This window comes from Pseudomonas quasicaspiana, assembly GCF_021147825.1.
GTDB lineage: Bacteria > Pseudomonadota > Gammaproteobacteria > Pseudomonadales > Pseudomonadaceae > Aquipseudomonas > Aquipseudomonas quasicaspiana.
On sequence record NZ_JAGTPI010000010.1, the window covers coordinates 109,088 to 136,070 of the forward strand.

The window sequence follows — 26,983 nt, forward strand, 5'->3', positions numbered from 1 at the left end:
TGGCCCAACGGCGCTCGCTCGGCATCCATGCCGAGCGACCCACACCACGACACCTGCGCTCAGCCTTCCGACGCTATTTCCGCGGTGTTTTTGAGGTTGATATTCGTCGTGATGATGCAAAATCAAACGCATCAGTAACATGCAGAAAATTAGCTAATCAGCGATTGAACTCGCTACGCCGCTGCCGCAACCACTCAAGATCCTCAGGACGAGTGACCTTGATGTTGTCCGAGCGTCCTTCGATCAATCGGGGCGACTGTCCTGCCCATTCGATGGCAGACGCTTCATCGGTAATGGCAACGTCGGAGACCAGACCGTCAGCCAGCGCACGGTGCAGCGCGCCCAGGCGAAACATCTGCGGGGTATACGCTTGCCAGATCAGGCTACGGTCTACCGTTTCGGTGACCCGGCCATCAGGCCCCGCACGCTTGAGCGTGTCGCGGGCTGGAACGGCCAGCAGACCTCCGACCGGGTCATCGGCCAACTCACCCAGCAGATTATCCAGATCTGAACGCGCCAGATTAGGCCGCGCGGCATCGTGCACCAACACCCAATCATGGTCATCCGCACCTTGGGCATGCAAATGCAGCAACGCGTTTAGCACCGAATCCGCACGCTCTTTGCCGCCATCAACCCGCGTAATCCGCGAATCCAGCGCACACGGCAGATTGGGCCAGTAAGGGTCGTCCACAGCCAGACTGATCACTAGGCCCTTGAGACGGGGGTGATCGAGAAAACAGAGAAGGCTGTGTTCAATAATTGTCAGGCCGCCCAGTTGCAAGTACTGCTTGGGACGATCTGCGGCCATACGGGCACCAACACCCGCGGCAGGAATGACTGCCCAGAAGGCAGGAAGGATGCACTTATTCACGAGGTAAGCTTCACAGAGCCAGCTTCATTGTGCCAACTGATAGAGCGTTTCGCCTTCCTTGACCATGCCCAGTTCATGACGAGCACGTTCTTCGACGGTTTCCATACCTTTTTTGAGCTCAAGCACTTCAGCGTCCATGACCCGATTGCGCTCAAGCAGCGCTTCGTTTTCGGCATGTTGGTCAGCGATCTGCTGATTAAGGCTGGCCACTTGCGCCAGACTCCCGTTCCCTACCCACAGGCGATATTGCAGGCCTGCAAGCATCAGGATCAGGACGAGAAACAACCAGTTAGGACTGCGCATTGAATATCAGGTACCCAGTAAAAAAGACAGCAGAGCCGACAACGTGAAGCCAACAATACAACAGGGACTGAGGGCATAGAGCCTGGCAAGGCCAGGCTCTATAGCGGTCTTAGCCGCATCAATGCTGATCAATCATCCGGGAAAGCAGGCGATTGTCACAGCACCGGCTGTCTTTTTACCATCTCGGTGTCAGCCGCGAAACTCGCCGCGACCACGGTATACCGCCTTGGCACCCAGTTGCTCTTCAATACGCAGCAACTGGTTGTACTTGGAAATACGATCAGAACGGCTCAACGAACCGGTCTTGATCTGACCCGCGGAAGTGCCCACTGCCAGATCGGCAATCGTGGAATCTTCGGTTTCGCCAGAGCGGTGCGAAATAACAGCGGTGTAACCAGCAGCTTTGGCCATCTGAATGGCTTCCAGCGTTTCGGTCAGGGTACCGATCTGGTTGAACTTGATCAGGATCGAGTTACCGATCTTCTTGTCGATGCCTTCCTTGAGGATCTTGGTGTTGGTCACGAACAGGTCGTCACCTACCAGCTGCACCTTGTCGCCGATCTTGTCGGTGAGAATCTTCCAGCCATCCCAGTCGGACTCGTCGAGACCATCTTCAATGGAGATGATCGGGTGCTTACTGACCAGATCGGCCAGGTAGTCAGCGAAACCGGCGGAGTCGTACTCGCCTTCTTCGCTCAGAACGTATTTGCCGTTTTTGTAAAACTCGCTCGCAGCACAGTCCAGCGCCAGGGTCACGTCGGTCCCCAGCTTGTAGCCAGCGTTGGCAACAGCTTCGGCGATAGCGTCCAGTGCATCGGCATTGGAGTTGAGGTCAGGTGCAAAACCACCTTCGTCACCTACCGCGGTGTTCAGGCCACGAGCCTTCAGCACAGCTTTGAGGTGATGGAAAATCTCGGTGCCCCAGCGCAGGCCTTCGGAAAAGGTCTTGGCGCCGACAGGCTGAATCATGAATTCCTGAATGTCGATGTTGTTATCGGCATGCTCGCCACCGTTGATGATGTTCATCATCGGAACCGGCATCGAGTAAACGCCCGGCGTACCGTTCAGGTTGGCAATGTGCGCGTACAACGGCAGATCCTGATCCTGAGCAGCGGCTTTCGCGGCGGCCAGGGATACAGCGAGGATCGCGTTGGCGCCCAGGCTGGCTTTGTTTTCGGTACCGTCCAGAGCAATCATGGCGCGGTCCAGCGCTTGCTGGTCGACCGGATCCTTACCCAGCAACAGGTCGCGGATCGGACCGTTGATGTTGGCTACAGCCTTGAGAACGCCCTTGCCCAGGTAACGGCTCTTGTCGCCATCACGCAGCTCCAGCGCCTCGCGCGAGCCGGTTGAAGCACCGGACGGAGCGCATGCGCTGCCGATGATGCCGTTGTCGAGGAGCACATCTGCTTCCACGGTGGGATTGCCACGGGAGTCGAGAACTTCACGACCTTTGATGTCGACGATTTTTGCCATTGTTGTAAACACTCCAAGATTGACGAAAACGACGCAGCTGGGAAATGCCTGTCGCTCAAGGGCTCATTACAGGGCAGACCTTAGAGCGACAAACCCCGACCTGGGGCCGGGGGATGTAAACGTGCGGCACTTTACCGGAGGCTAACCTGCCGGAGAAGCCCGATTTAAGCGGTTTCTACTGCGGGGAAGCTTTTGACCAACTCATCCAGAGCCTTGAGCTGAGCCAGGAATGGCTCCAGCTTGTCCAGACGCAAGGCGCAAGGCCCGTCGCATTTGGCATTGTCCGGATCAGGATGAGCCTCAAGGAACAATCCAGCGAGGTTTTGACTCATGCCGGCCTTCGCCAGTTCCAATACCTGCGCACGACGACCGCCAGCAGAATCCGAACGACCGCCTGGCATCTGCAGGGCGTGGGTCACGTCGAAAAATACCGGGTAGTTGAACTGCTTCATGATGCCGAAACCGAGCATGTCCACAACCAGGTTGTTGTAGCCAAAACTGGTGCCGCGCTCACAAAGGATCAGTTGATCGTTACCGGCCTCTTCACACTTGCTCAGGATGTGTTTCATTTCCTGAGGGGCGAGGAACTGGGCTTTCTTGATGTTGATCACAGCGCCAGTGCGGGCCATGGCAACCACCAGATCGGTCTGACGCGACAGGAAAGCAGGCAGTTGAATGATGTCGCAAACTTCAGCGACAACCTTGGCCTGCTCTGGCTCATGCACGTCAGTGATCAGCGGTACATTGAAGGTCTTTTTAACTTCTTCAAAAATCCGCATGCCCTCTTCCAGGCCAGGGCCACGGTAGGAGTGCATGGACGAACGATTAGCTTTGTCGAAACTGGCCTTGAACACATATGGGATACCGAGCTTTTCGGTAACCCGTACATATTCTTCGCAAATCTGCATGGCCATGTCACGGGACTCGAGAACGTTCATGCCACCGAAAAGCACCATTGGCTTGTCATTGGCAATGTCGATTGAGCCTACGCGGATAGTCTTCTGAGCCATGTTCTGAGTTTCCCGAATCAAGAATTTTTCTTGTGTTGAGTCAGTGCAGCCTTGACGAAGCCGCTGAACAGCGGGTGACCGTCGCGAGGTGTGGAGGTGAACTCAGGGTGGAACTGGCAAGCCACGAACCATGGATGATCCGGGGCTTCGACCACTTCTACCAGCGCACCATCACCGGAACGACCCGACACTTTCAGGCCGGCTTCCAGCAACTGCGGCAGCAGGTTGTTGTTCACTTCATAGCGATGACGATGACGCTCAACGATCACGTCGCTGGCGTAGCAGTCGTGTACCAGCGAGCCTGGCTCAAGCTGACATTCCTGAGCACCCAGGCGCATAGTGCCACCCAGATCGGAGCTTTCAGTACGGGTTTCAACCGCGCCGGTGGCGTCAGCCCACTCGGTGATCAGACCTACAACAGCGTGCGCGCCATTGCGATCGAATTCAGTGGAGTTGGCGTCTTTCCAGCCCAGCACGTTGCGAGCGTACTCGATCACGGCCACTTGCATGCCCAGGCAGATACCCAGGTACGGAACCTTGTTTTCACGAGCGAACTGAACGGCAGTGATCTTGCCTTCCACGCCACGCAGACCGAAGCCGCCTGGCACCAGAATCGCATCAACGCCTTCCAGCAGCGCGGTGCCCTGGTTCTCGATGTCTTCAGAATCGATGTAGCGCAGGTTGACCTTGGTACGGTTGGTGATGCCAGCGTGACTCATCGCCTCGATCAACGACTTGTAAGCGTCCAGCAGTTCCATGTATTTGCCGACCATGGCGATGGTGACTTCATGCTCAGGGTTAAGCTTGGCGTCTACCACAGCGTCCCACTCGGACAGGTCTGCGCTGTTGCATTGCAGGCCGAAGCGCTCGACGACGAAATCGTCCAGACCCTGAGAGTGCAGGATGCCCGGAATCTTGTAGATGGTATCGGCGTCTTCCAGCGCGATAACGGCACGCTCTTCCACGTTGGTAAACTGAGCGATCTTGCGACGCGACGAAATGTCGATCGGGTGATCGGAACGGCATACCAAAACATCAGGCTGCAGGCCGATGGAGCGCAATTCCTTCACCGAATGTTGGGTCGGCTTGGTTTTGGTTTCGCCAGCGGTCGCAATGTATGGAACCAGTGTCAGGTGCATCAGCATGGCGCGCTTGGCACCTACTTCGAAACGCAACTGACGGATCGCTTCCAGAAACGGTTGCGACTCTATATCACCCACGGTGCCGCCGATCTCGACCAGAGCAACATCGGCATCGCCTGCGCCCTTGATGATCCGGCGTTTGATTTCGTCGGTGATGTGCGGAATAACCTGAATGGTCGCACCCAGATAATCACCACGGCGCTCTTTGCGCAGGACGTGTTCATACACACGGCCAGTGGTGAAGTTGTTGTTCTGGGTCATGGTCGTGCGGATGAACCGCTCGTAGTGGCCAAGGTCCAGATCGGTTTCGGCGCCGTCATGCGTGACGAACACTTCACCGTGCTGGAACGGGCTCATGGTACCCGGATCGACGTTGATGTAGGGGTCAAGCTTCAGCATGGTGACCTTAAGTCCCCGCGCCTCCAGGATGGCCGCCAATGAAGCCGAGGCGATGCCTTTCCCCAATGAAGAAACAACACCGCCCGTGACGAAGATGTAGCGCGTCATGAAAAACCCTAGAAGTCTGCGTTAAAGCGGTCAGAGCCGCCGGGGAAAGCGAAGGAAGGCCGAAGCCCCCGATTACCGACAAAATTCACGGTGAACTCCCGAACTGCTGGATTGAAACGGACTGACTGAAAAAGCCTGTCAATTGCGCGCCACATGTCAAGAATCATCCAGCAAAGACTGGTTGGTAACCGGCAACTCATGTCGATCCAAAAGGATCCACAGAAGCTGTATCAAGAAGGGAGCGTAGTCTACCGGAATTGGGCTTTCAGCTCAAACTTTGGTCATTCGTCGGCGGCACCCAATGCAACACCCCGCTTTCATGGCCGCAAACATTGAGCGCAGGCAAGTTTGCCACCGCCAGAATTTCGCCGTTGCGGAACAGCAGCGGCAATCGGCCGCGGACAAATAGCGGTATTTCGCGCTCATTGAGCAGACGCTTGAGATCGCGACGTCCGCGGCCCGGCAGGCTGAGCACCTCTCCTCCCTGGCGATAGCGCACCTCCAGCAGTCCCGAAGGAGTTTCACCGTCAATGAAAACCTGACCGTTACCAGGCAGTTCCAGCGCATGTCGCGCATCCATCCAGTACTGAGCGGGCTGCATCAGAGGTTGCAGCCAACTGTCGGAAAGCCACCAGATACGCCCCTGATCACGATGCAATTCTCCATCGGCCAGCCGCCACACCGGGCGCCCGCCCGGCCCCGCGTCCCGGAGATTTTCCCAGCCAACCCAATGATCGCTGTCCGGCAGTCGGGTCAGCGGTACAAGCCAATGGCGCAGCGCGTTTCGTTGCCTGGCGGGAGACAGGTTAGCCAGCTCAGGCAGTGCCAGAGAGGGCACCTTGAGCCAGCCAAATGCATGGAGTGATTGCGCCGACTCCAGATCAGCCTGGGCCAGTTCCTCAAGCAGTTGCTGCGCTTCATCCAGATGAGCGGCCGTGCGCGCCATACTCGCGGTCGCCTGCGGCCAGCGGGACTTCACTACCGGCAGCACCTGACTGCGCAGGTAGTTGCGCGAATAATGAGAGTCTTCGTTGCTGGGATCTTCGACCCACAGCAGACGATGCTTACTCGCATAGGCTTCCAGCTCTTCCCGGGAAAAACTCAGCAACGGCCTGAGCAGATGACCCTGTCCCAACGTGCGGCTAACCGGCATGCCCGCCAGCCCCCGAACCCCCGCGCCGCGCAACAAGCGAAACAGCAGGGTTTCAGCCTGATCGTCCTGATGCTGACCGGTCAGCAGCACTTCATCTTCAGCAAGGAGATCGCTGAAAGCGGCGTAACGCGCATCACGCGCGGCCTGCTCAATGCTTGCGCCCGGCTTCACCTGCACGCTGATCACTCGCAAAGGAACGCCAAGCGCGTCGCAAACCTGCTGGCAATGCAGCGGCCACGCATCAGCAACAGCCTGTAGGCCGTGATGAACATGTATGGCATTGAGAGGCGGCAGGTTTTCGCGTTTTGCGAGTTCAACCAGGAGGTGAAGCAAGACAGTTGAATCCAGGCCACCGGAAAAACCGACATACCAGGCCGGCGCGCTGCGCCAGGGTGCCAGGACTTGAAGAAGCCTGGCGGGGAGATCATGACCGGAGGGTTTGGATGTGGTCATTGGACTTCATTGCTTCCTGTGCAGACTGTGTGAAAACTACTGCGCTCGGCAATACTGCGTTAAAAACAGGCGAAAAATGCTCATTTAGAACACTAGAGTCGGACGCGACCCCGGCCGTTTTTCGCCTGTTTTTGCCTTGTCTTGCCGTCGCTCGTTACGTTTTCACACAGTCTGCGTGGGAGCGAATTCATTCGCGAAGAGGCCCGTACAGCCAAAACATCTTCACCGTCTTACTGAATGCCTTCGCGAATAAATTCGCTCCCACAAGAACGCGATTGAAGCGTCGCCTCTAAATCAGAGACCGTAACTCATCAAACGATCATAACGACGAGCCAGCAGCGCATCGTTATCGAACTTCTTGAGCATTGCCAACTGGCTGCTCAATTCCTGACGAATTGCCAGTGCAGCAGCGGCCGGGTCGCGATGCGCACCGCCCAGAGGCTCGGAGATGACTTTATCAACAATACCGAGGCCTTTCAGGCGATCAGCCGTAATGCCCATGGCTTCAGCAGCGTCCGGTGCCTTTTCCGCGGTTTTCCACAGAATCGACGCACAGCCTTCCGGAGAGATAACTGCGTAGGTGGAGTACTGGAGCATGTTCAACTGATCGCAGACACCGATTGCCAATGCACCGCCAGAACCACCCTCACCAATAACAGTGGCGATGATCGGCGTTTTCAGACGCGCCATGACGCGCAGGTTCCAGGCAATTGCTTCGCTCTGGTTACGCTCTTCGGCATCGATACCCGGGTATGCGCCCGGTGTGTCGATGAAGGTCAGGATCGGCATCTTGAAACGCTCGGCCATTTCCATCAGACGACAGGCCTTGCGATAGCCCTCAGGACGCGGCATACCGAAGTTACGACGAACCTTCTCACGCACTTCACGGCCTTTCTGATGGCCAATGACCATAACCGGCTGACCTTCCAGACGGGCAACCCCACCGACAATCGCGGCATCGTCGGAGAAGTGACGGTCGCCATGCAGCTCGTCGAACTCGGTGAAGATGTGCTGAATGTAGTCCAGAGTGTACGGACGACGCGGGTGACGCGCCATGCGTGCAATCTGCCAACTGGTCAGGTTGCCGAAAATGCTTTCGGTCAGCGTGTTGCTCTTGTCTTGCAGTCGCGAGATCTCATCGCCAATATTCAGCGAGTTGTCATTACCTACCAGGCGCAATTCTTCAATCTTGGCTTGCAGGTCAGCGATCGGCTGTTCGAAATCAAGAAAATTCGGGTTCATAGGCATCCGTCTTGGGTCGACGGCCAAGAGGCCGGCCGGTTGATCCGTTAGCGCCTTACCTTACGGGAACAGGCGCATTCAGGTCGAGTTTAAAAAATTCTGGGCTGATGCTTTCAGCGATACTGCAGGAAGACGTTCTCACGTCCGAACTGGTCACGCAGAGCTTGAATCAAGCTGTCTGCGGGATCAATTCGCCACGCTTCGCCGAACTGCAGCAAGGCCTTGGCATCCAGCCCGGTGTAATCCAGAGTAATCGGGCACGCACCGCGATGGCGCTTGCACAAATCGCCAAGCCAGCGCAGCCGGTCGCCTTTCAGCGCTTCGGCACGCACAGTCAGACGCAAGCTTTCTGCCAGATTTGTACGCGCATCTTCGATGCTCATCACGCGCTTGGCACGCAAGCGAAGACCACCAGAGAAATCGTCGTTGCTGACCTCACCCTCGACCACCACCATCGCGTCGGTCTGCAGCAATGCCTGCGCCGAATGAAACGCTTCGGCAAAAAGCGAAGCTTCTATTCGTCCAGAGCGGTCGTCAAGGGTGATAAACCCCATCTTGTCGCCCTTCTTGTTCTTCATGACCCGCAACGCGATGATCAGACCTGCGACGGTCTGAGTGTCACGCGCCGGCTTGAGGTCGATGATTCGTTGCCGTGCAAAACGGCGAATCTCGCCTTCATATTCGTCAATCGGGTGACCGGTCAGGTACAGCCCAAGGGTTTCCTTCTCGCCGCGCAAACGGTCCTTGAGGCTACCTTCCTTGGCCTTGCGATGATTGGCGTACACATCGGTATCTTCTTCGACGAACAACCCGCCGAACAGGTCCGAGTGACCGCTGTCATGACTGCGTGCAGTCTGCTCGGCGGCCTGAATCGCTTCTACCAGGGAGGCCAGCAACACTGCGCGGTTGCGGTCGATATTGGCCTGGTACGCTTTGGGTTCGGTTTCAAAGTAAGGACCGAGACGATCAAGTGCACCACTGCGAATCAGACCATCCAGGGTCCGCTTATTGACTCGTTTGAGGTCGACACGGGCGCAGAAATCGAACAGATCCTTGAACGGTCCGTCTTCACGGGCTTCGGTAATCGCTTCAACCGGGCCTTCACCCACCCCCTTGATCGCGCCAAGGCCGTAAATGATGCGGCCGTCTTCACTTACCGTGAACTTGTATTCGGACGCGTTCACATCCGGCGCATCCAGGCGAAGCTTCATGATCCGCACTTCTTCGATCAAGGTCACGACCTTGTCGGTGTTGTGCATATCCGCCGACAGCACCGCGGCCATGAACGGCGCCGGGTAATGGGCTTTCAGCCAGGCCGTCTGATACGACACTAGGCCATAGGCAGCCGAGTGAGATTTGTTGAAGCCATAACCGGCGAATTTTTCCACCAGGTCGAAAATGTTACCGGCCAGATCCGGGTCGATATTGTTGGTCTTGCAACCCTCAATGAAGCCGCCGCGCTGCTTGGCCATTTCTTCGGGTTTTTTCTTACCCATGGCCCGTCGCAGCATGTCCGCACCGCCGAGGGTATAACCGGCCATGACCTGGGCGATCTGCATTACCTGTTCTTGATAAAGAATGATGCCGTAAGTCGGCGCCAGAACAGGTTTGAGCCCTTCGTATTGATAATCGACGTGCGGATACGACAGTTCAGCGCGACCGTGCTTACGGTTGATGAAGTCGTCCACCATGCCCGATTGCAGGGGCCCCGGACGGAACAGGGCCACCAGTGCGATCAAATCTTCCAGGCAGTCGGGCTTGAGCTTTTTGATCAGTTCCTTCATGCCGCGCGACTCAAGCTGGAACACCGCTGTCGTTTCAGCCTTCTGCAGCAACTGATAAGTCGGCGCGTCATCCAGCGGAATGAAGGCGATATCCAGCGGCTCTTCGTTGACCTTGGCACGGTCACGGTTAATCGTTTTCAGCGCCCAGTCGATGATGGTCAGGGTCCGCAGACCGAGGAAGTCGAACTTCACCAGCCCCGCCGCCTCGACGTCGTCCTTGTCGAACTGCGTCACCAGACCACTGCCCTCTTCATCGCAGTAAATGGCCGAGAAGTCAGTCAGTTTGGTCGGTGCGATAACCACACCACCGGCGTGCTTGCCGACGTTACGCACAATGCCTTCGAGCTTGCGCGCCATCTCCCAGATTTCGGCAGCTTCTTCATCGACCTTGAGGAAGTCCCGCAGGATTTCCTCTTGCTCGTAGGCTTTCTCAAGGGTCATGCCGACTTCGAACGGGATCATCTTCGAGAGGCGATCAGCCAGGCCGTAAGACTTGCCCTGGACCCGCGCCACGTCCCGCACCACCGCCTTGGCGGCCATGGAACCGAAGGTGATGATCTGGCTTACAGCATTACGGCCATACTTCTCGGCCACGTAATCAATCACGCGGTCCCGGCCATCCATGCAGAAGTCGACGTCGAAGTCAGGCATGGATACCCGCTCCGGATTCAGGAAGCGTTCGAACAGCAGGTCATATTCGAGAGGATCAAGGTCGGTAATCTTCTGCACATAGGCCACCAGCGACCCGGCACCCGATCCCCGGCCGGGACCTACCGGTACGCCGTTGCTCTTGGCCCACTGAATAAAGTCCATAACGATCAGGAAGTAGCCGGGAAAGCCCATCTGGATAATGATATCCAGCTCGAAATTCAACCGGTCGACATACACCTGACGCTTGGCTTCATAGTCCGGCGTCGTCTCTTTAGGCCAAAGTACCGCGAGGCGCTCTTCAAGCCCTTCAAACGAAACCTTGCGGAAATACTCGTCGATGGTCATGCCATCAGGAATCGGGTAGTCAGGCAGGAAGTGAGTACCCAGCTTCACATCGATGTTGCAGCGCTTGGCGATTTCCACCGAGTTTTCCAGCGCTTCAGGCAGATCGCTGAACAGCTCGGCCATTTCCTCGGCGCTTTTCAGGTACTGCTGGTCGCTGTAATTGTGCGAACGACGCGGGTCATCCAGCGCACGCCCTTCACCGATGCAGACACGGGTTTCATGCGCTTCGAAATCTTCCTGCTTGATGAATCGCACATCGTTGGTCGCCACCAGCGGCGCACCGTGGCGGTCGGCCAGGGCTACCGCGGCGTGCAGATGCTCTTCGTCATTGGGGCGATTGGTGCGCTGCACTTCGACATAGAAACGATCAGGAAATACCGCCATCCATTCGCTCAACAGCTGATCGGCATCTGAGGGGTTATTACCCAGCAACGCCATACCGATCTCGCCCTCTTTCGCCGCTGACAGCGCGATCAGGCCTTCGTTGGCTTCGGCCACCCACTCGCGCTCAATGATGATCTGGCCGTTGCGCTGACCATCAATGAAGCCACGGGAAATCAGTTCAGTCAGATTGCGGTAGCCCTTGGCATTCATGACCAGCAGGCTGATGCGACTCAACGCGGCATCTTCGTCCTTGTTCGACAGCCACAGGTCTGCACCGCAGATAGGCTTGATCCCCGCGCCCATTGCCGCCTTGTAGAACTTGACCAGCGAGCACAGGTTGTTCTGATCAGTCACCGCAACGGCAGGCATATTCATGGCTGCGAGGGTTTTGACCAGCGGTTTGACCCGTACCAGGCCATCGACCAGCGAATATTCGGTGTGCAGGCGTAGATGAACGAAAGAAGCCGGCATGGAGATCCTATAGCGCTAGAACAAAAACGAAGGCCCGGATTGTACCGGGCCTTTGGCAAAACATCAGCCCACTGTCAGTTCAATGGGAAAATCGACGATGAAGACATCGTCGACTGGATCATTGCATCCCGCGCAGCATAAGCAGCACGCACCGGCCCGAAAGAGCGCCTGTGAATCGGCGTCGGTCCGAGACGCGCAAGAGCTTCGAGATGCACAGGTGTTGGATAACCCTTGTGCCCGCCGATCCCGTAACCGGGATACTTGAGTTCCATGGCAGCCATCTCACGGTCACGGCTGACCTTGGCCAGAATAGACGCAGCGGCGATCGCCGGAACCTTGGAGTCGCCCTGAACCACCGGCGCACTGGGCACCGACAACTGCGGGCAACGATTACCGTCAATCAAAGCCAGTTTCGGCGTAATCATCAGGCCTTCAACAGCACGCTTCATGGCCAGCATGGTGGCATGCAGAATGTTCAACTCATCGATTTCTTCGACTTCTGCCCGGGCAATATGCCAGGACAGTGCTTTCTCGCAAATTTCATCAAACAGCAATTCGCGCCTGGCCTCTGTCAGCTTCTTCGAATCGTTAAGCCCCAGAATCGGGCGACGCGGATCGAGAATAACCGCGGCAGTCACCACAGCACCACAAAGCGGACCGCGACCCACCTCATCAACGCCGGCAACCAGTTCTTCTACCAGATTGAAATCCAGACCCATTTGCATTGAACGCGAACTCACAGTGAAGGCGAATGACCAATCAGGTTCAACACCGCTTCGGCGGCCTGATTGGATGCATCGCGACGCAAGGTCCGGTGTATTTCGTCAAAACCCGCAGTCTGCACCAGACCATCATCCAGAAGCGGCAGCAATTGCTGCACCAACGCATCAGGAGTGGCTTCATCCTGCAACAGCTCAGGCACCAACAGGCGCTGAGCGAGAAGATTGGGTAGCGAGACGTAGGGGCTTTTCACCAGACGCTTGAGTATCCAAAAAGTAAGCGGCGCCATGCGATAGGCAACCACCATGGGGCGCTTGTACAGCAGTGCTTCCAGAGTCGCCGTGCCCGACGCAATCAATACCGCATCGCAGGCGGCCAGCGCTACATGAGAGCGACCGTCGAGCAACGACACCGGTAAATCGCGACCCTGCAACAATTGCTCGATCTGCAGGCGACGCTGGGGGCTCGCGCACGGCAAGACAAATCTCACCTCGGGGCGCACCGCCAGCAGACGCTCGGCAGCGTCGAAGAACAAACTGCCCAGACGCCCGACTTCACCACCACGACTTCCAGGCATCAACGCAATAACCGGACCATCACCAAACCCTAGTTCGGCACGAGCAGCAGCTTGATCCGCCTGCAGCGGGATAGTGTCAGCCAACGGATGCCCGACAAACTTGACCGGCACGCCTTTTTCTTCATAGAAGCGTGCCTCGAAGGGCAGCAACGTCAGCATCAGATCGCAGCCTTCGCGAATCTTGAGGACGCGCTTCTGCCGCCACGCCCACACCGACGGGCTGACGTAGTGCACCGTATTGATGCCGGCACGACGCAGTTGAAGCTCGATATTGAGGGTGAAATCCGGTGCATCGATGCCAATAAAAACATCTGGCTTTTGATCGATGAGGGTCTGAATCAGCGCCTTGCGTTTAGCCAACAACTCGCGCAAACGACCCAACACCTCAACCAGCCCCATGACCGAAAGACGTTCCATCGGGAAATAGGAGGCCATACCTTCGGCTTCCATCAGCGGGCCGCCTACTCCGATGAACTCAACCTGAGGATGGCGCGCCTTGATGGCACGCATAAGACCGGATCCGAGAATGTCCCCGGACGCCTCGCCAGCGACTAAAGCGACACGCAATACGCTGGACATGATTAGCGGGTGATGCCGCGGGTCGAAGTCTGGATGGACTCAAGGAACACCGCAACCTCCGGAAACAGGGCAGCAGGCTCAGCCAGCTCGGCGATGGCCTGATCAACCGTCAGCCCCTGGCGATAAACTACTTTGTAGGCGCGGCGCAACGCGTGAATAGCCTCTTCACTGAAGCCGCGACGACGCATGCCCTCGAAGTTCATGCTCCGGGCTTCGGCAGGGTTACCAAATACGGTAACAAACGCAGGAACGTCCTTGCCAATGGCGGTACCCATGCCGGAAAAACTATGGGCGCCAATGTGGCAGTACTGATGGACAAGGGTGAAACCGGAAAGGATCGCCCAATCCGCAACGTGCACATGACCCGCCAACGCAGTGTTGTTGACCAGAATGCAGTTATTGCCGATAACACTGTCATGACCGATGTGTGCATAGGCCATGATCAGGTTGTGGTCGCCAATCGTCGTTTCAGCACGGTCCTGGATGGTGCCGCGATGAATCGTCACGCCCTCGCGAATCACGTTGTGATCGCCAATGACCAGACGCGTCTCTTCACCTTTGTACTTGAGATCGGGCGTGTCCTCGCCAACCGATGAAAACTGGTAAATGCGATTGTGCTTACCGATCCGGGTCGGGCCACGCAAAATCACGTGAGGCCCAACCACTGTACCCTCGCCAATTTCCACACCAGCTCCGATGATCGACCAAGGGCCGACCTCCACATTGTCAGCCAGAATGGCTGTCGGATCGATGATTGCGCGAGGGTCAATTAAACTCATAGTTTACGTTCCGCACAGATGATTTCTGCGGAGCAAACAGGCTTGCCATCCACCGAGGCGCTGCACTCAAACTTCCAGATCTGACGCTTGCAGCTGAGGAACTTCGCTTCAAGAATCAACTGGTCGCCCGGCAGCACTGGCTGGCGGAAACGCAATTTGTCCGATCCCACGAAATAATACAGCGTGCCATCGGCAGGCTTGGCGCCCAGCATTTTGAAACCAAGGATACCGGCAGCCTGAGCCATTGCCTCAATGATCAATACACCCGGCATGATTGGATGCGCCGGAAAATGGCCGTTGAAGAACGGCTCATTGATGCTGACGTTTTTATAAGCGCGAATACTTTTGCTCTCGACATCGAGCTCCACTACGCGGTCTACCAACAGGAACGGGTAGCGGTGCGGCAGGTATTCACGAATTTCGTTGATGTCCATCATTTCGAGGGGAAGCCTGTAGTCAAGATTGGGAGTGCGCGGCAATTGCGCTGCACTCCTCTGCAAATCAAGGAAGCAATTTATCGGCAGTGCACGCTTGATATGAAAAAAGTATCAGCCATCTGATGAAGCATTAACGCCTGAGGTCACTCCCTCAACAATCTTTTCCAGCTTTTGCAGTCGACGTGCCATGTCGTCGAGCTTGCGAATACGTGCAGCGCTTTTGCGCCATTCGCCCGCAGGCTGCATCGCCGTACCAGACGAATAAGAACCCGGCTCGGTAATGGAGTGGGTCACCATCGTCATGCCGGTGATGAAAACACCGTCACAAATGTCGATATGGCCTACCAGCCCAACGCCACCGGCCAGCATGCAGTGCTTGCCGATTTTGGTACTGCCGGAGATACCCACACAAGCGGCCATGGCAGTGTGATCACCGATCTGCACGTTGTGAGCGATCTGAATCTGGTTATCCAGCTTCACACCATTGCCAATTCGGGTATCGGCCAATGCACCGCGGTCAATGGCGGTATTTACGCCAATTTCCACATCATCACCGATCAGTACACCGCCAATCTGGGCAATCTTCTGCCAGATACCCTTCTCGTTGGCGAAACCGAAACCCTCGCCTCCCAGGACAGCACCTGACTGAATGACCACACGCTTGCCGATGCGTACATCGTGATAGAGCGTAACTCGTGGAGCGAGCCAACCGCCTTCGCCGATTTCGCAACGGGCACCAATGAAACACTGAGCCCCCACGGTAACGCCAGCAGCAATACGCGCCCCGCTCTCAACCACAGCAAACGCGCCGATGCTCGCAGCAGGATCAATCTGCGCATCATCAGCGATGACTGCCGTCGGATGAACTCCGGCGACAGCCTTCGGCTTCGGATCGAACAGATGGGAAATACGTGCGTAGGCCAGATAGGGATCCGGCACAAGCAACGCATCGCCAGCATACGAATCAGCATCGGCAGGCTTCAAGAGCAATGCCGAGGCTTGAGTATCAACGAGGAATTTACGGTATTGCGGATTTGCCAGGAAACTGACCTGACCTGGACCGGCCTCTTGCAAAGTGGCCAGCCCGGTAATTTCTTTATCCTCGGCGCCACGTAGCGTGGCCCCGAGGAACTCGGCCAATTGACCGAGTTTGATAGTCGCGGTCATAGGTTACTTCAGCTGGTTCATGCGCTCGATGACCTGGCGAGTAACGTCATACTGTGGCTTGACGTCAATCACTGCACCGCGCTCGAAGACCAGATCAAATGCACCTTTCTTGATCACTTCTTCAACAGCCTGATCCAGTTTTGGCTTCAGTTGCTTGAGCATTTCACGGTCAGCAACGGCCTTGGCTTCGTTCAGTTCCTTGGACTGGAACTGGAAGTCACGGGCTTTCTGCTTGAATTCAAGCTCAAGACGCTCGCGCTCAGGCTGGGCCATTTTGTCGCCACCGCTCACCAGACGATCCTGAATGCCCTTCGCGCTGCTTTCCAGAGTTTTCAGCTTGGTCAGTTGCGGACCGAACTTCTTCTCTGCATCAACGGCATATTTCTTGGCCGCATCAGATTCCAGCAAAGCCATCTGATAGTTCAGAACGGCAATTTTCATGTCGGCAAAAGCCGGGCCTGCTGCGAGAACGGTTGCCAACAGTACCAATTGAGTCAACTTACGCACGATGTACTCCTACAGAATTCGCTGTCGTTATCTAAAGTCAGACGCTTAGAAAGTCTGACCAAGGGAAAATTGGAAAACCTGGGTTTCAGAATCGTCATCCGGTTTCTTGATCGGCATCGCCAAAGCGAAGCTCAATGGACCGAGCGCGGTAACCCACGTCACGCCTACACCAACGGAGCTGGCCATACCGGAAAAGTCAACGTCGTTGCATTCAACCTTCTGACCATTACGGGTGCGATTGGAGTCGCAGTTCGAGTCAAACACGTTACCTACGTCCCAGAACAGAGAGGTACGCAGGGAACGTTGATCCTTGATGAACGGCAGAGGGAACATAACCTCTACCCCACCTTGAACCAGAATGTTGCCACCGAACGGAAGCGGATCCTGATCCGGGTCAACTCGAGTCCCTGGACGAGTACCACTGCTAGGCGTACTGCGCGGGCCAAGAGTGCTGTCCTTGAAACCACGAACCGAGTTGAAGCCACCGGCATAGTAGTTTTCATAGAACGGCAGACCTGAAGTCGAACCGTAGCCGTCGCCGTAACCCAGTTCCGTGTGCAGACGCAAGGTGTAGTTGTCGGTGATCGGATGGAAGTACTGAGCGCGATAGTCCAGTTTGTAGAACGACAGGTCGCTACCCGGCAACGTGGTTTCCAGTGTCAGGCTTTGCGAGTGACCGCGAGTCGCCAGCACACCTTTGTTCAGGGTGGATTCGGACCAGCCGATCGAGCCCTTGAAGTTCAGGTACTTGTCGCCTTCCTTGTCCACGAAGTCGAAGATTTCGTCGACGGTGTAGGTACCGGTCTTGATTTCGTCCTGCTGAACCGTCAGACCGTAAGTCAGACGAGAGGTCTCGTTGATCGGGTAGCCCATGCTGATACCAGCACCCAGGCTATCTACCGCATAGCTTGCAACATCGACATCGAGGTCATCGTAGTCGGTGGTTCGGTAGAACGCGTTGTAACCCAGGCTCACACCATCAGCGGTCCAGTACGGATCGACGTAGCTGAAGTTGTAACGGCTCTGGTATTCGCTGCGCGTCAGGCCGATGCTGACCTTGTTACCGGTACCGAGGAAGTTGTTCTGACTGATCGAACCACCGAGGATCAAACCTGCGCTCTGTGCGAAGCCAACGCTGGCGGTGATCGAACCGGATGCCTGCTCTTCTACCGCATAGTTGACGTCAACCTGATCGTCAGTACCCGGTACGGCAGGTGTCTCGACGTTCACTTCTTTAAAGAAGCCCAGACGGTCCAGACGAGTCTTGGACTGGTCGATCAGGTAGGTCGAAGCCCAGCCGCCTTCCATCTGACGCATTTCACGGCGCAGCACTTCGTCGGCAGACTTGGTGTTACCACGGAAGTTGATGCGGTTTACATAAGCACGCTTGCCTGGATCAACCACGAAAGTGATGTCGACAGTATGATCTTCGTCGTTAGGTGTCGGCACGCCGTTGACGTTCGCGAAGGTATAGCCTTCGTTACCCAGACGGCGGGTGATCAGTTCGGAAGTCGTGGTCATGACCTTGCGCGAGAACACCTGACCTGGCTTGACCAGCAGCAAGGACTTGACCTGATCTTCCGGAACCTTGAGGTCACCGCTCAACTTGACCGACTTGACGCTGTACTTCTGGCCTTCGTTGACATTGACCGTGATGAAAACGTTTTTCTTGTCAGGCGTGATCGAAACCTGAGTCGAGGCGATATCCATGTTGATATAGCCGCGATCGAGGTAGTAGGAACGCAGACGCTCGAGGTCGCCGGAAAGTTTTTCCCGGGCGTACTTGTCGTCGTTCTTGAAGAAAGAAAGCCAGTTGGTGGTCTTGAGTTCGAACAGGTCGATCAGGTCTTCATCAGGGAAGACACTGTTACCCACCACGTTGATGTGCTGGATGGACGCGACCGTGCCTTCATTGATGTTGATCTTCAGGCCAACCCGGTTGCGTGGCTGAGCAACGACCTCAGTCGCAACTTCCGCCGAATAGCGGCCCTGAGCAACATACTGGCGCTGCAGTTCGTTACGCACACCTTCAAGAGTTGCCCGCTGGAAGATTTCGCCTTCAGCCAGACCCGACTGTTTCAGACCCTTCATCAGGTCTTCAGTGGAGATGGCCTTGTTGCCTTCGATTTCGATACTCGCGACAGATGGACGCTCGACGACGGTAATAACCAGCACATTGCCATCACGACCCAACTGGATATCCTGGAAGAATCCGGTTTTAAACAGTGCGCGAGTGGCATCCACCAGACGACCATCATCCGCTTGCTCGCCAACGTTCAGCGGCAACGCACCAAATACACTGCCCGCGGATACCCGCTGCAGGCCATTGACACGGATATCGGAGATAGTGAAGGACTCGGCGTGAACTTCGGCAATCATCAGTACGGCAAGAACCGCAGTTAGCAGCAGACGTTTCATGAAGTCCTTTCTTATTCCAACTGGCAATAAACAAACTGCCGCAAAATGCGGCAGATTCGCAACTCAGCAAAGCTAAGCTTTACAGTCGACCCAGATCGTTGACCAGTGCGAGCAACATGACGCCCACCACCAGACTGATACCAATCTGAATCCCCCAACCTTGAACCCTTTCTGAAAGGGGGCGACCACGTGCCCACTCAATCAGATAGAACAACAAATGTCCCCCGTCCAGCACTGGAATAGGCAGCAAATTCAAGACTCCCAGGCTTATGCTCAGATAAGCGAGGAAATTCAGGAAATCACCTATGCCCGACTGGGCCGAAGCGCCCGCCACTTTAGCAATGGTTATCGGTCCACTCAAGTTTTTTACCGAGAGCTCGCCGAACAACATTTTCCTGAGTGAATCGAGCGTCAATACGCTCATGGTCCACGTACGGCTGGCGCCCACGGCCACAGCGGCCAGGGGACCATAACTGACTTCGCGCAGCATCTCCGGAGGCCAGTCGATACCTTTGACGCCAGCCCCCAGATAACCGCTCGAAGCCTCGCCTTCACCCCGTGCCGCGAGTGTCAGCGGCACATCAAGTTGTGCACCTTCACGCTCAACACGCAGGGAAATTTTCGCATCAGGGCGCTCGCGCACCCAATCAACCACTTGCTGCCACTCTTCTACCGGACGACCATCCAGAGCAACCAGCCTGTCACCGGTTTTCAGCCCAGCTGCCTGAGCAGGACCTTTCGGATCCAGCTCGGCCAGAACCGGCGGCAGTGCCGGACGCCATGGACGAATGCCCAGCGACTTGATCGGGTCAGGCTCTTCAGCCCCCTTCAGCCAGTTATCCAGCGCCAGACTGTGAGCGGTATCGACCGTCGCGTCAGGCTCGCGCACTTTGAGAGCGACCGTACCGCTTTCACCCAGCCGGCGCACCAGCTGCAGATTCACAGCTGACCAGCCTGCAGTCGCCTCGCCATCAACAGAAACAATTTCCTGACCGGCACTCAGCCCTGCCTGTTGCGCAATACTGCCAGCCTCGACTGCACCGATAACCGGGCGTACCTGCTGGGTGCCCAGCATGGCCAGGATCCAGAAAAAAACAATTGCCAGAAGAAAGTTCGCAATCGGGCCAGCGCTGACGATGGCAATGCGCTGATAAACCGACTTGCGATTGAACGACTGATCAGCCAGCTCGGGAGGAACGTCACCTTCACGCTCATCGAGCATTTTTACGTAGCCACCCAACGGGATGGCTGCGATTACGAATTCGGTGCCCTGCCGGTCATGCCAACGAACCAGTGGAGTGCCGAAGCCGACCGAAAAGCGTAAAACCTTGACGCCACAACGCCGTGCGACCCAGAAGTGGCCGTATTCGTGAAAGGTAACCAGCACACCCAGCGCAATCAGGGTGCCGACAATCATATAGAGCGCGCTCATCAACTTTCTCCGGGTACCGTCTGGGTCAAGCCCCGAGCCAGTACCGTCTAGCGTCTGCGATTAACGCCCGTTGCGACTGAGCCATTGCTCGGCCAGAACGCGCGCTTTTGAATCCGCACTGAATACAGCTTCCAGATCAGGAAGCGGCACAACGGGTTCAAGATTCAAAACATCGTCGATCATACCCGCGATTTCCGGATAACGGATGCGCCGATCGAGAAATGCAGCTACAGCTACTTCGTTTACTGCGTTCAGCGTGGCCGGGGCGCTGTTGCCAGCCTCGGCAGCTTGCCGCGCCAGACGCAGACACGGGAAGCGCTGTTCGTCAGGTGCCTGAAAGTCCAGACGTGCGATGCTGAACAGATCCAGAGGTGCCACACCCGAATCAATACGCTGCGGCCAGGCCAGCGCATGAGCAATCGGCGTACGCATGTCCGGATTGCCCAATTGGGCAAGCACCGACCCATCCACATAGTCGACCATCGAATGAATGACGCTCTGCGGATGAATCACCACTTCAATCTGATCCGGCCGTGCATCGAATAGCCAGCAAGCCTCAATAAGCTCGAGACCTTTGTTGATCATGCTGGCAGAGTCCACTGAAATCTTGCGCCCCATCGACCAGTTGGGATGAGCGCAGGCTTGCTCAGGAGATACATCGTTCAATTCGCTCAACGGTGTCTCGCGAAACGGACCGCCCGACGCAGTCAGCAAAATGCGTCGCACACCCACCGGCGCCAGCCCGCGCGCGTAATCAAGCGGCAGACACTGGAAAATCGCGTTGTGTTCGCTATCGATAGGCAGCAGAACCGCGCCACTTTGACGAACCGCCTGCATGAACAGCGCGCCGGACATGACCAGCGCTTCCTTGTTCGCCAGCAGAATTTTCTTGCCTGCCTCGACAGCCGCCAAGGTAGGCCGCAGTCCAGCAGCTCCGACAATCGCGGCCAGCACGGTATCAACCTGCGGGTGGGCGGCAACTTCACAAAGCCCCCTCTCCCCTACCAGCACTCGGGTATCAAGACCTGCTGCGGCCAGATCGTCCTGCAATTTGCGCGCAGACTCCTGGGTCGGCAGCACAGCAAAGCGCGGCGTGTGCTTGATGCACAGTGCCAACAACTCGCGCTGCCGGGTAAAGCCAGTCAACGCAAATACCTGATAGAGATCAGGATGACGAGCAATGACGTCCAGCGTACTCAAACCGACCGAGCCGGTAGCGCCTAAAACGGTAACCTGTTGAGGACGACTCACAGCACGCCCCAATCAGCAGCCCACAGCAGCACTGCAAAAACCGGAATAGCAGCCGTCAGACTGTCGATACGATCAAGCACTCCGCCATGGCCAGGCAGCAGATTGCTGCTGTCCTTGATACCTGACTGGCGCTTGAACATGCTTTCAGTCAGATCACCCACCACAGAAATGAACACGACAATCGCGGCACCCAGCAAGCCAAACACGAACTGTGAAGCGGACCAGTCGCGAACAACACCGACAACGACAGTGATCAGCAAGCAGGTCAGCAAACCACCGTACACTCCCTCCCAGCTTTTACCCGGGCTGACTTTCGGCGCCAGCTTGCGCTTGCCAAAAGCCTTGCCAGAGAAATAGGCACCTATATCCGCCCCCCAGACCAGCACCATGACCGACAGAATCAACCAGTTACCCAGCGGCCATTGCTTGATCAGTACCAACCCCTGCCATGCAGGCAGCAGGATCACCAGACCGATAGCCAGCTTGCAGATCGCACTGGACCAGTGCCGACTGGATTCCGGGTAGGTCAGTACCAGCCAGGTTGCCAGCGCCCACCATATAACCGCCGCTATCAGAATCCAGGGAGCAAGCCCCGGCATGAGATAGAGAAGAAACGATAGCGCCGCCACAGCTGCGGCATAAGCGATGCGCGCTGACTGAGCGGGGAAACCAGCGAGACGCGCCCATTCCCAAGCACCAAGGGTTACCACCACGCCGATGAACAGAGCGAAGCTGGCCCCGGAAAGCAGGAAAAATCCGCAAAGCGCAATCGGCAGCAGAATAAGTGCAGTGATAATCCGTTGTTTGAGCATTAAACCCGGGCTCCAGCTTCGATCTGCTCGCTCGTTTTACCGAAGCGACGCTGACGCGAAGCGAAATCGGCCAGCGCAGCGCGCATGGCATCGTGTTTGAAGTCCGGCCAGAACAGGTCGGAGAAGTACAGCTCGGCATACGCAAGCTGCCAAAGCAGGAAGTTACTGATGCGGTGTTCGCCACCCGTACGAATACACAAATCCGGCAACGGCAAATCACCGGTCGCCAGACAGGTTTGCAGCAATTCAGGCGTAATGTCATCCGGACGCAGATGCCCTGCCTGCACTTCGCGCGCGAGTCGCTGTGCAGCCTGGGCAATGTCCCACTGACCACCATAGTTGGCGGCGATCTGCAGGACAAACCGATCGTTTCCGGCAGTGCGGTTTTCAGCTTCTCGCATGGCCGCTTGAAGCTCGGGATGAAAACGGGATCGATCACCAATGATGCGCAAACTGATCTCGTTTTCGTTCAGGCGCTTGGTTTCACGGCGTAAGGCCGTGAAAAAAAGCTCCATCAACGCCCCGACTTCTTCGGCTGGCCGCTGCCAGTTTTCACTGGAAAACGCAAAAAGTGTGAGCACCTCGACCTTGGCCTCAGCACACACCTCAATGACCGCGCGAACCGCATCCACGCCCGCTTTATGCCCGGCAACACCGGGCAACAGGCGCTTCTTCGCCCAGCGGTTATTACCATCCATGATGATCGCGACATGACGCGGCACCGATGACGGCGCGGTCGATTTTGTCTTTTCCATGAAAGCGCCCCGAACCTTATACGGCCATCAGGTCTGCTTCTTTTGCCTTGGTGGCCGAATCGATGTCAGCCTCTGCCTTGTCGGTCAGTTTCTGGATATCTGCAGCGGCACGACGCTCTTCGTCTTCGCTGATTTCTTTGTCCTTGACCAGTTTCTTCAGATCACTCAATGCATCACGGCGGATATTACGCACCGCGACACGAGCATCTTCAGCCGCACTGCGGGCCTGCTTGGTGAAGCCCTTACGAGTCTCTTCGGTCAGCGCCGGCATGGAAATCAGCAGCAACTCACCGAGGTTGGTCGGATTAAGGTTCAAACCAGCGCTCTGGATTGCCTTGTCGACAGCCGCCAGCATGTTGCGCTCAAAGGCAACAACCTGCAGGGTGCGGGAGTCTTTGACAGTCACGTTGGCAACGCCACTCAAAGGGGTATCAGCGCCGTAGTAAGGCACCATCACACTGCCCAGAATACTTGGGTGAGCCTTGCCGGTACGAATCTGGCCAAATGCATGGCTCAAGGATTCCAGGGATTTCTGCATGCGCTCTTGAGCGTCTTTCTTGATTTCGTTGATCATTGTGCGCCTTCCTCGATCAGGGTTCCTTCAGCGCCGCCATGTACGATGTTCAGCAGGGCGCCGGGCTTGTTCATATTAAAAACACGGAGTGGCATCTTGTGATCGCGGCACAGACAGATTGCCGTCAGATCCATCACGCCCAGCTTGCGATCCAGCACTTCATCGTAAGTCAGATGATCGAACTTCTCTGCATGCGGGTCTTTGAATGGGTCTGCGGTGTACACACCATCCACCTTGGTTGCCTTGAGGACAACGTCAGCGTCGATTTCGATGGCCCGCAAGCAAGCAGCCGAATCGGTGGTGAAGAACGGATTGCCAGTACCTGCCGCGAAAATCACGACTTCTTTTGAACTCAGGTGACGCATGGCTTTGCGGCGATCGTAATGATCGGTCACACCAACCATCGAAATGGCAGACATCACGATGGCAGAAATGTTGGCGCGCTCCAGCGCATCACGCATTGCCAGGGCATTCATCACAGTGGCCAGCATGCCCATGTGATCGCCCGTGACACGGTCCATTCCAGCAGCACTGAGTGCGGCACCACGGAACAGGTTGCCACCGCCGATAACCAGTCCGACCTGGACACCTATGCCAACAAGCTGGCCGACTTCAAGCGCCATGCGATCCAGTACTTTTGGATCGATTCCGAACTCTTCGGAGCCCATCAGGGCCTCGCCGCTAAGCTTGAGTAGAATGCGTTTATAGCGAGCCTGATAACCACTGCCCTGCTGAGCCATTGCGAATCTCTCCTGCGGCGTTTTCTGAAAAAAATCTGTGCGGGCACTTTAAGCCTGCGCTAACTCTAGCTTGACGCTGCGACAGCGTCAGAAGAATGCAGCCTTGTAAGCCACTTCTCCAAGGAAAACAAACACCTTTTCCTTTTTGACAAAGAGGCTGCGCGCGTAAGCGGGCAGCCTCTTGGGTACGACAGTCAGTGAACCGTCTTACTTCTTGCTTGCAGCTACTTGCGCAGCGACTTCTTCAGCGAAGTTGTCGACTGGCTTGTCGATGCCTTCGCCCACTTTGAAGTAGGTGAAGGAAACGATTTCAGCACCGGCTTTCTTGGCCAGCTCGCCAACCTTGACTTCCGGATTCTTGACGAAAGCCTGCTCAACAAGGCTGGCTTCAGCCAGGAACTTGGTGATACGACCGGCAACCATTTTCTCAACGATTTCGGCTGGCTTGCCTTTGATCTTGTCTTCGTTCAGTTGCAGGAAGACGCCCTTCTCGCGCTCGATCGCTTCGGCAGAAACTTCCGAAGGCAGCAGGAACTCAGGGTTGCTGGCCGCTACGTGCATAGCGATGTCTTTGGCCAGTTCAGCGTCGCCGCCTTTCAGGACAACGACAACACCAATCTTGTTGCCGTGCAGGTAAGCGTTGACCACGTCACCTTCGATGCTCGCCAGACGACGGATGTTCACGTTCTCGCCAACTTTGGCAACCAGAGCAGTACGCTCGACTTCCTGAGCTTCGATCAGCGGAGCTGCGTCGGTCAGTTTGTCAGCGAACGCTTTTTCCAGGCTGCTGGTGACGAAGTTCTTGAAGTCGTCTTGCAGGGCCAGGAAGTCGGTCTGGGAGTTGACTTCGATGATGGTAGCGCGCTTGCCATCTTCAGCAACCTTGACAGCGATAGCACCTTCAGCAGCGACGTTGCCTGCTTTCTTGGCAGCCTTGATAGCGCCCGAAGCACGCATGTCATCAATGGCTTTTTCGATGTCGCCGCCAGCCTTGGTCAAGGCCTTTTTGCAATCCATCATGCCTTCGCCGGTGCGCTCGCGCAGTTCTTTAACCAACGCTGCAGTAATCTCTGCCATTTCAAAATCCTCTTGGACAGGTCTTTAACCATTCCACCCGCCTGAACGGGCGTTCAAATTCTTGAAACCCATGGTGGCATGCCGCACATGACAAGAAAGTCATGACAACGCCAACACATGGTTCTCGAGGTGGCAAAAAGGGGGCCAAGCCCCCTTTTTGCGTACTGAGTAAACGCTAGGCGTTAATTACTCAGCCTTCAACTGCAGCTGCTGGAGCTTCTTCGACGAAAACGTCGGTGCCGCCAGCAACGTTGTTGCGACCGCGGATTACAGCATCAGCCATCGAACCCATGTACAGCTGGATAGCGCGGATTGCGTCATCGTTGCCTGGGATGATGTAGTCAACGCCTTCCGGGCTGCTGTTGGTATCGACTACGCCGATAACCGGGATGCCCAGCTTGTTGGCTTCGGTGATCGCGATGCGCTCGTGATCAACGTCGATAACGAACAGTGCGTCTGGCAGACCGCCCATGTCCTTGATACCACCCAGGCTACGATCCAGCTTTTCCAGATCGCGAGTGCGCATCAGCGCCTCTTTCTTGGTCAGCTTGGCGAAAGTACCGTCTTCAGCCTGGATTTCAAGGTCACGCAGACGCTTGATGGACTGACGGATGGTTTTGAAGTTGGTCAGCATGCCGCCCAACCAGCGGTGATCGACGTACGGCGAACCGCAACGTGCTGCTTCTTCAGCAACGATCTTGCCAGCGGAACGCTTGGTGCCGACGAACAGAATCTTGTTTTTGCCCGAAGCCAGCTTCTCAACGAAAGACAGAGCTTCGTTGAACATAGGCAGGGTTTTTTCAAGGTTGATAATGTGAATCTTGTTACGCGCGCCGAAAATGTATTTACCCATTTTCGGGTTCCAGTAACGGGTCTGGTGACCGAAGTGCACACCGGCCTTCAGCATATCGCGCATGTTGACTTGGGACATGATAGTTCCTTGATAAGTCGGGTTAGGCCTCCACGTATCCCAATGACCAACCAGCGGCTTCGAGCCGAAGGCACCCAGGTCATCGTGTCGACACGTGTGTGGGTTAGTGCTTGCGGGGCTTACCCCGGAAAGCGGCGCATTTTATACCATAGAAGTCCGGATAACGGAAACCCAATTACGTGCAGGTTGCACGATGCTTTTATTGCCTTCTCGGAGGCAGCGGTAATAGGGAGGTGATTTTTGTGTGTATATCCGTTTCCGCGTTAACGACTTCTATTGGTTGCGCTTTTACAGCGCCTCACTTTTGAAAGCGCAAAAGTAAGCAAAACGCTCTTGCCCCACCACTCGGCACCTCGCTGTCGCTCGGTGTACCCGCCCGCAGATCCTGAACCGTGGGCCGCCGCAATGGGCCATCCATGGCCCGGTGCGGCTAAC

Annotated in this window: 23 protein-coding genes; all 23 read right to left on the reverse strand. The window is 56.2% G+C overall.

Annotated elements, in window-relative coordinates:
- Positions 1–157: 157 nt before the first annotated feature.
- Complete coding sequence (ispD, locus tag KDX30_RS09440) at positions 158–859, reverse strand: 2-C-methyl-D-erythritol 4-phosphate cytidylyltransferase (RefSeq protein ID WP_277423618.1); 702 nt, start codon at positions 857–859, stop codon at positions 158–160.
- A gap of 36 nt (positions 860–895) precedes the next feature.
- Positions 896–1,174 carry a cell division protein FtsB gene (gene ftsB / locus KDX30_RS09445; protein WP_027898792.1) on the reverse strand — a complete coding sequence of 93 codons (279 nt, stop codon included), beginning with the start codon at positions 1,172–1,174 and terminating at the stop codon, positions 896–898.
- A gap of 189 nt (positions 1,175–1,363) precedes the next feature.
- The gene (gene eno / locus KDX30_RS09450) at positions 1,364–2,650 is read right to left on the reverse strand and encodes a phosphopyruvate hydratase (protein ID WP_027898793.1); all 1,287 of its coding nucleotides are present in this window, start codon (positions 2,648–2,650) and stop codon (positions 1,364–1,366) included.
- A gap of 164 nt (positions 2,651–2,814) precedes the next feature.
- A complete protein-coding gene (gene kdsA, locus KDX30_RS09455; protein WP_027898794.1) occupies positions 2,815–3,660 on the reverse strand; it encodes a 3-deoxy-8-phosphooctulonate synthase in 846 nt (281 codons plus the stop codon).
- A gap of 17 nt (positions 3,661–3,677) precedes the next feature.
- Positions 3,678–5,309, reverse strand: a complete 1,632-nt coding sequence (locus tag KDX30_RS09460; protein ID WP_095093583.1) for a CTP synthase — start codon at positions 5,307–5,309, stop codon at positions 3,678–3,680.
- A gap of 265 nt (positions 5,310–5,574) precedes the next feature.
- A complete protein-coding gene (gene tilS / locus KDX30_RS09465; RefSeq protein WP_231675604.1) occupies positions 5,575–6,915 on the reverse strand; it encodes a tRNA lysidine(34) synthetase TilS in 1,341 nt (446 codons plus the stop codon).
- 294 nt (positions 6,916–7,209) lie between these two features.
- Positions 7,210–8,157, reverse strand: a complete 948-nt coding sequence (locus tag KDX30_RS09470) for an acetyl-CoA carboxylase carboxyltransferase subunit alpha (protein ID WP_099269927.1) — start codon at positions 8,155–8,157, stop codon at positions 7,210–7,212.
- Between the two features lie 113 nt (positions 8,158–8,270).
- The gene (dnaE, locus tag KDX30_RS09475) at positions 8,271–11,792 is read right to left on the reverse strand and encodes a DNA polymerase III subunit alpha (protein ID WP_231675605.1); all 3,522 of its coding nucleotides are present in this window, start codon (positions 11,790–11,792) and stop codon (positions 8,271–8,273) included.
- Positions 11,793–11,866: 74 nt separating this feature from the next.
- On the reverse strand, positions 11,867–12,517 hold the full coding sequence (gene rnhB, locus KDX30_RS09480; RefSeq protein WP_122395892.1) for a ribonuclease HII: 651 nt from the start codon (positions 12,515–12,517) through the stop codon (positions 11,867–11,869).
- Between the two features lie 11 nt (positions 12,518–12,528).
- On the reverse strand, positions 12,529–13,668 hold the full coding sequence (gene lpxB / locus KDX30_RS09485) for a lipid-A-disaccharide synthase (protein ID WP_231675606.1): 1,140 nt from the start codon (positions 13,666–13,668) through the stop codon (positions 12,529–12,531).
- 2 nt (positions 13,669–13,670) lie between these two features.
- On the reverse strand, positions 13,671–14,447 hold the full coding sequence (gene lpxA / locus KDX30_RS09490; protein WP_027898800.1) for an acyl-ACP--UDP-N-acetylglucosamine O-acyltransferase: 777 nt from the start codon (positions 14,445–14,447) through the stop codon (positions 13,671–13,673).
- On the reverse strand, positions 14,444–14,884 hold the full coding sequence (gene fabZ / locus KDX30_RS09495) for a 3-hydroxyacyl-ACP dehydratase FabZ (protein WP_027898801.1): 441 nt from the start codon (positions 14,882–14,884) through the stop codon (positions 14,444–14,446). Before fabZ ends, lpxA begins: the two co-directional genes overlap by 4 nt.
- Before the next feature lie 111 nt (positions 14,885–14,995).
- The gene (lpxD, locus tag KDX30_RS09500; RefSeq protein ID WP_231675607.1) at positions 14,996–16,051 is read right to left on the reverse strand and encodes a UDP-3-O-(3-hydroxymyristoyl)glucosamine N-acyltransferase; all 1,056 of its coding nucleotides are present in this window, start codon (positions 16,049–16,051) and stop codon (positions 14,996–14,998) included.
- A gap of 3 nt (positions 16,052–16,054) precedes the next feature.
- Positions 16,055–16,558 (reverse strand): OmpH family outer membrane protein, encoded by a 504-nt coding sequence (locus tag KDX30_RS09505; protein ID WP_027898803.1) that lies wholly within the window; start codon positions 16,556–16,558, stop codon positions 16,055–16,057.
- Between the two features lie 45 nt (positions 16,559–16,603).
- Entirely contained in the window at positions 16,604–18,976 is a 2,373-nt protein-coding gene (gene bamA / locus KDX30_RS09510) for an outer membrane protein assembly factor BamA (RefSeq protein WP_231675608.1), read from the reverse strand.
- Positions 18,977–19,055: 79 nt separating this feature from the next.
- Positions 19,056–20,408 (reverse strand): sigma E protease regulator RseP, encoded by a 1,353-nt coding sequence (rseP, locus tag KDX30_RS09515; protein WP_231675609.1) that lies wholly within the window; start codon positions 20,406–20,408, stop codon positions 19,056–19,058.
- A gap of 60 nt (positions 20,409–20,468) precedes the next feature.
- On the reverse strand, positions 20,469–21,659 hold the full coding sequence (gene ispC, locus KDX30_RS09520; RefSeq protein ID WP_231675610.1) for a 1-deoxy-D-xylulose-5-phosphate reductoisomerase: 1,191 nt from the start codon (positions 21,657–21,659) through the stop codon (positions 20,469–20,471).
- On the reverse strand, positions 21,656–22,471 hold the full coding sequence (locus tag KDX30_RS09525) for a phosphatidate cytidylyltransferase (RefSeq protein WP_231675611.1): 816 nt from the start codon (positions 22,469–22,471) through the stop codon (positions 21,656–21,658). Before KDX30_RS09525 ends, ispC begins: the two co-directional genes overlap by 4 nt.
- Complete coding sequence (gene uppS / locus KDX30_RS09530) at positions 22,471–23,226, reverse strand: polyprenyl diphosphate synthase (protein ID WP_027898808.1); 756 nt, start codon at positions 23,224–23,226, stop codon at positions 22,471–22,473. Before uppS ends, KDX30_RS09525 begins: the two co-directional genes overlap by 1 nt.
- A 16-nt stretch (positions 23,227–23,242) precedes the next feature.
- On the reverse strand, positions 23,243–23,800 hold the full coding sequence (gene frr, locus KDX30_RS09535) for a ribosome recycling factor (protein WP_231675612.1): 558 nt from the start codon (positions 23,798–23,800) through the stop codon (positions 23,243–23,245).
- The gene (pyrH, locus tag KDX30_RS09540; protein WP_027898810.1) at positions 23,797–24,540 is read right to left on the reverse strand and encodes a UMP kinase; all 744 of its coding nucleotides are present in this window, start codon (positions 24,538–24,540) and stop codon (positions 23,797–23,799) included. Before pyrH ends, frr begins: the two co-directional genes overlap by 4 nt.
- Before the next feature lie 207 nt (positions 24,541–24,747).
- Complete coding sequence (gene tsf / locus KDX30_RS09545) at positions 24,748–25,617, reverse strand: translation elongation factor Ts (protein WP_027898811.1); 870 nt, start codon at positions 25,615–25,617, stop codon at positions 24,748–24,750.
- Between the two features lie 190 nt (positions 25,618–25,807).
- Positions 25,808–26,548 carry a 30S ribosomal protein S2 gene (rpsB, locus tag KDX30_RS09550; RefSeq protein ID WP_027898812.1) on the reverse strand — a complete coding sequence of 247 codons (741 nt, stop codon included), beginning with the start codon at positions 26,546–26,548 and terminating at the stop codon, positions 25,808–25,810.
- Positions 26,549–26,983: the final 435 nt, after the last annotated feature.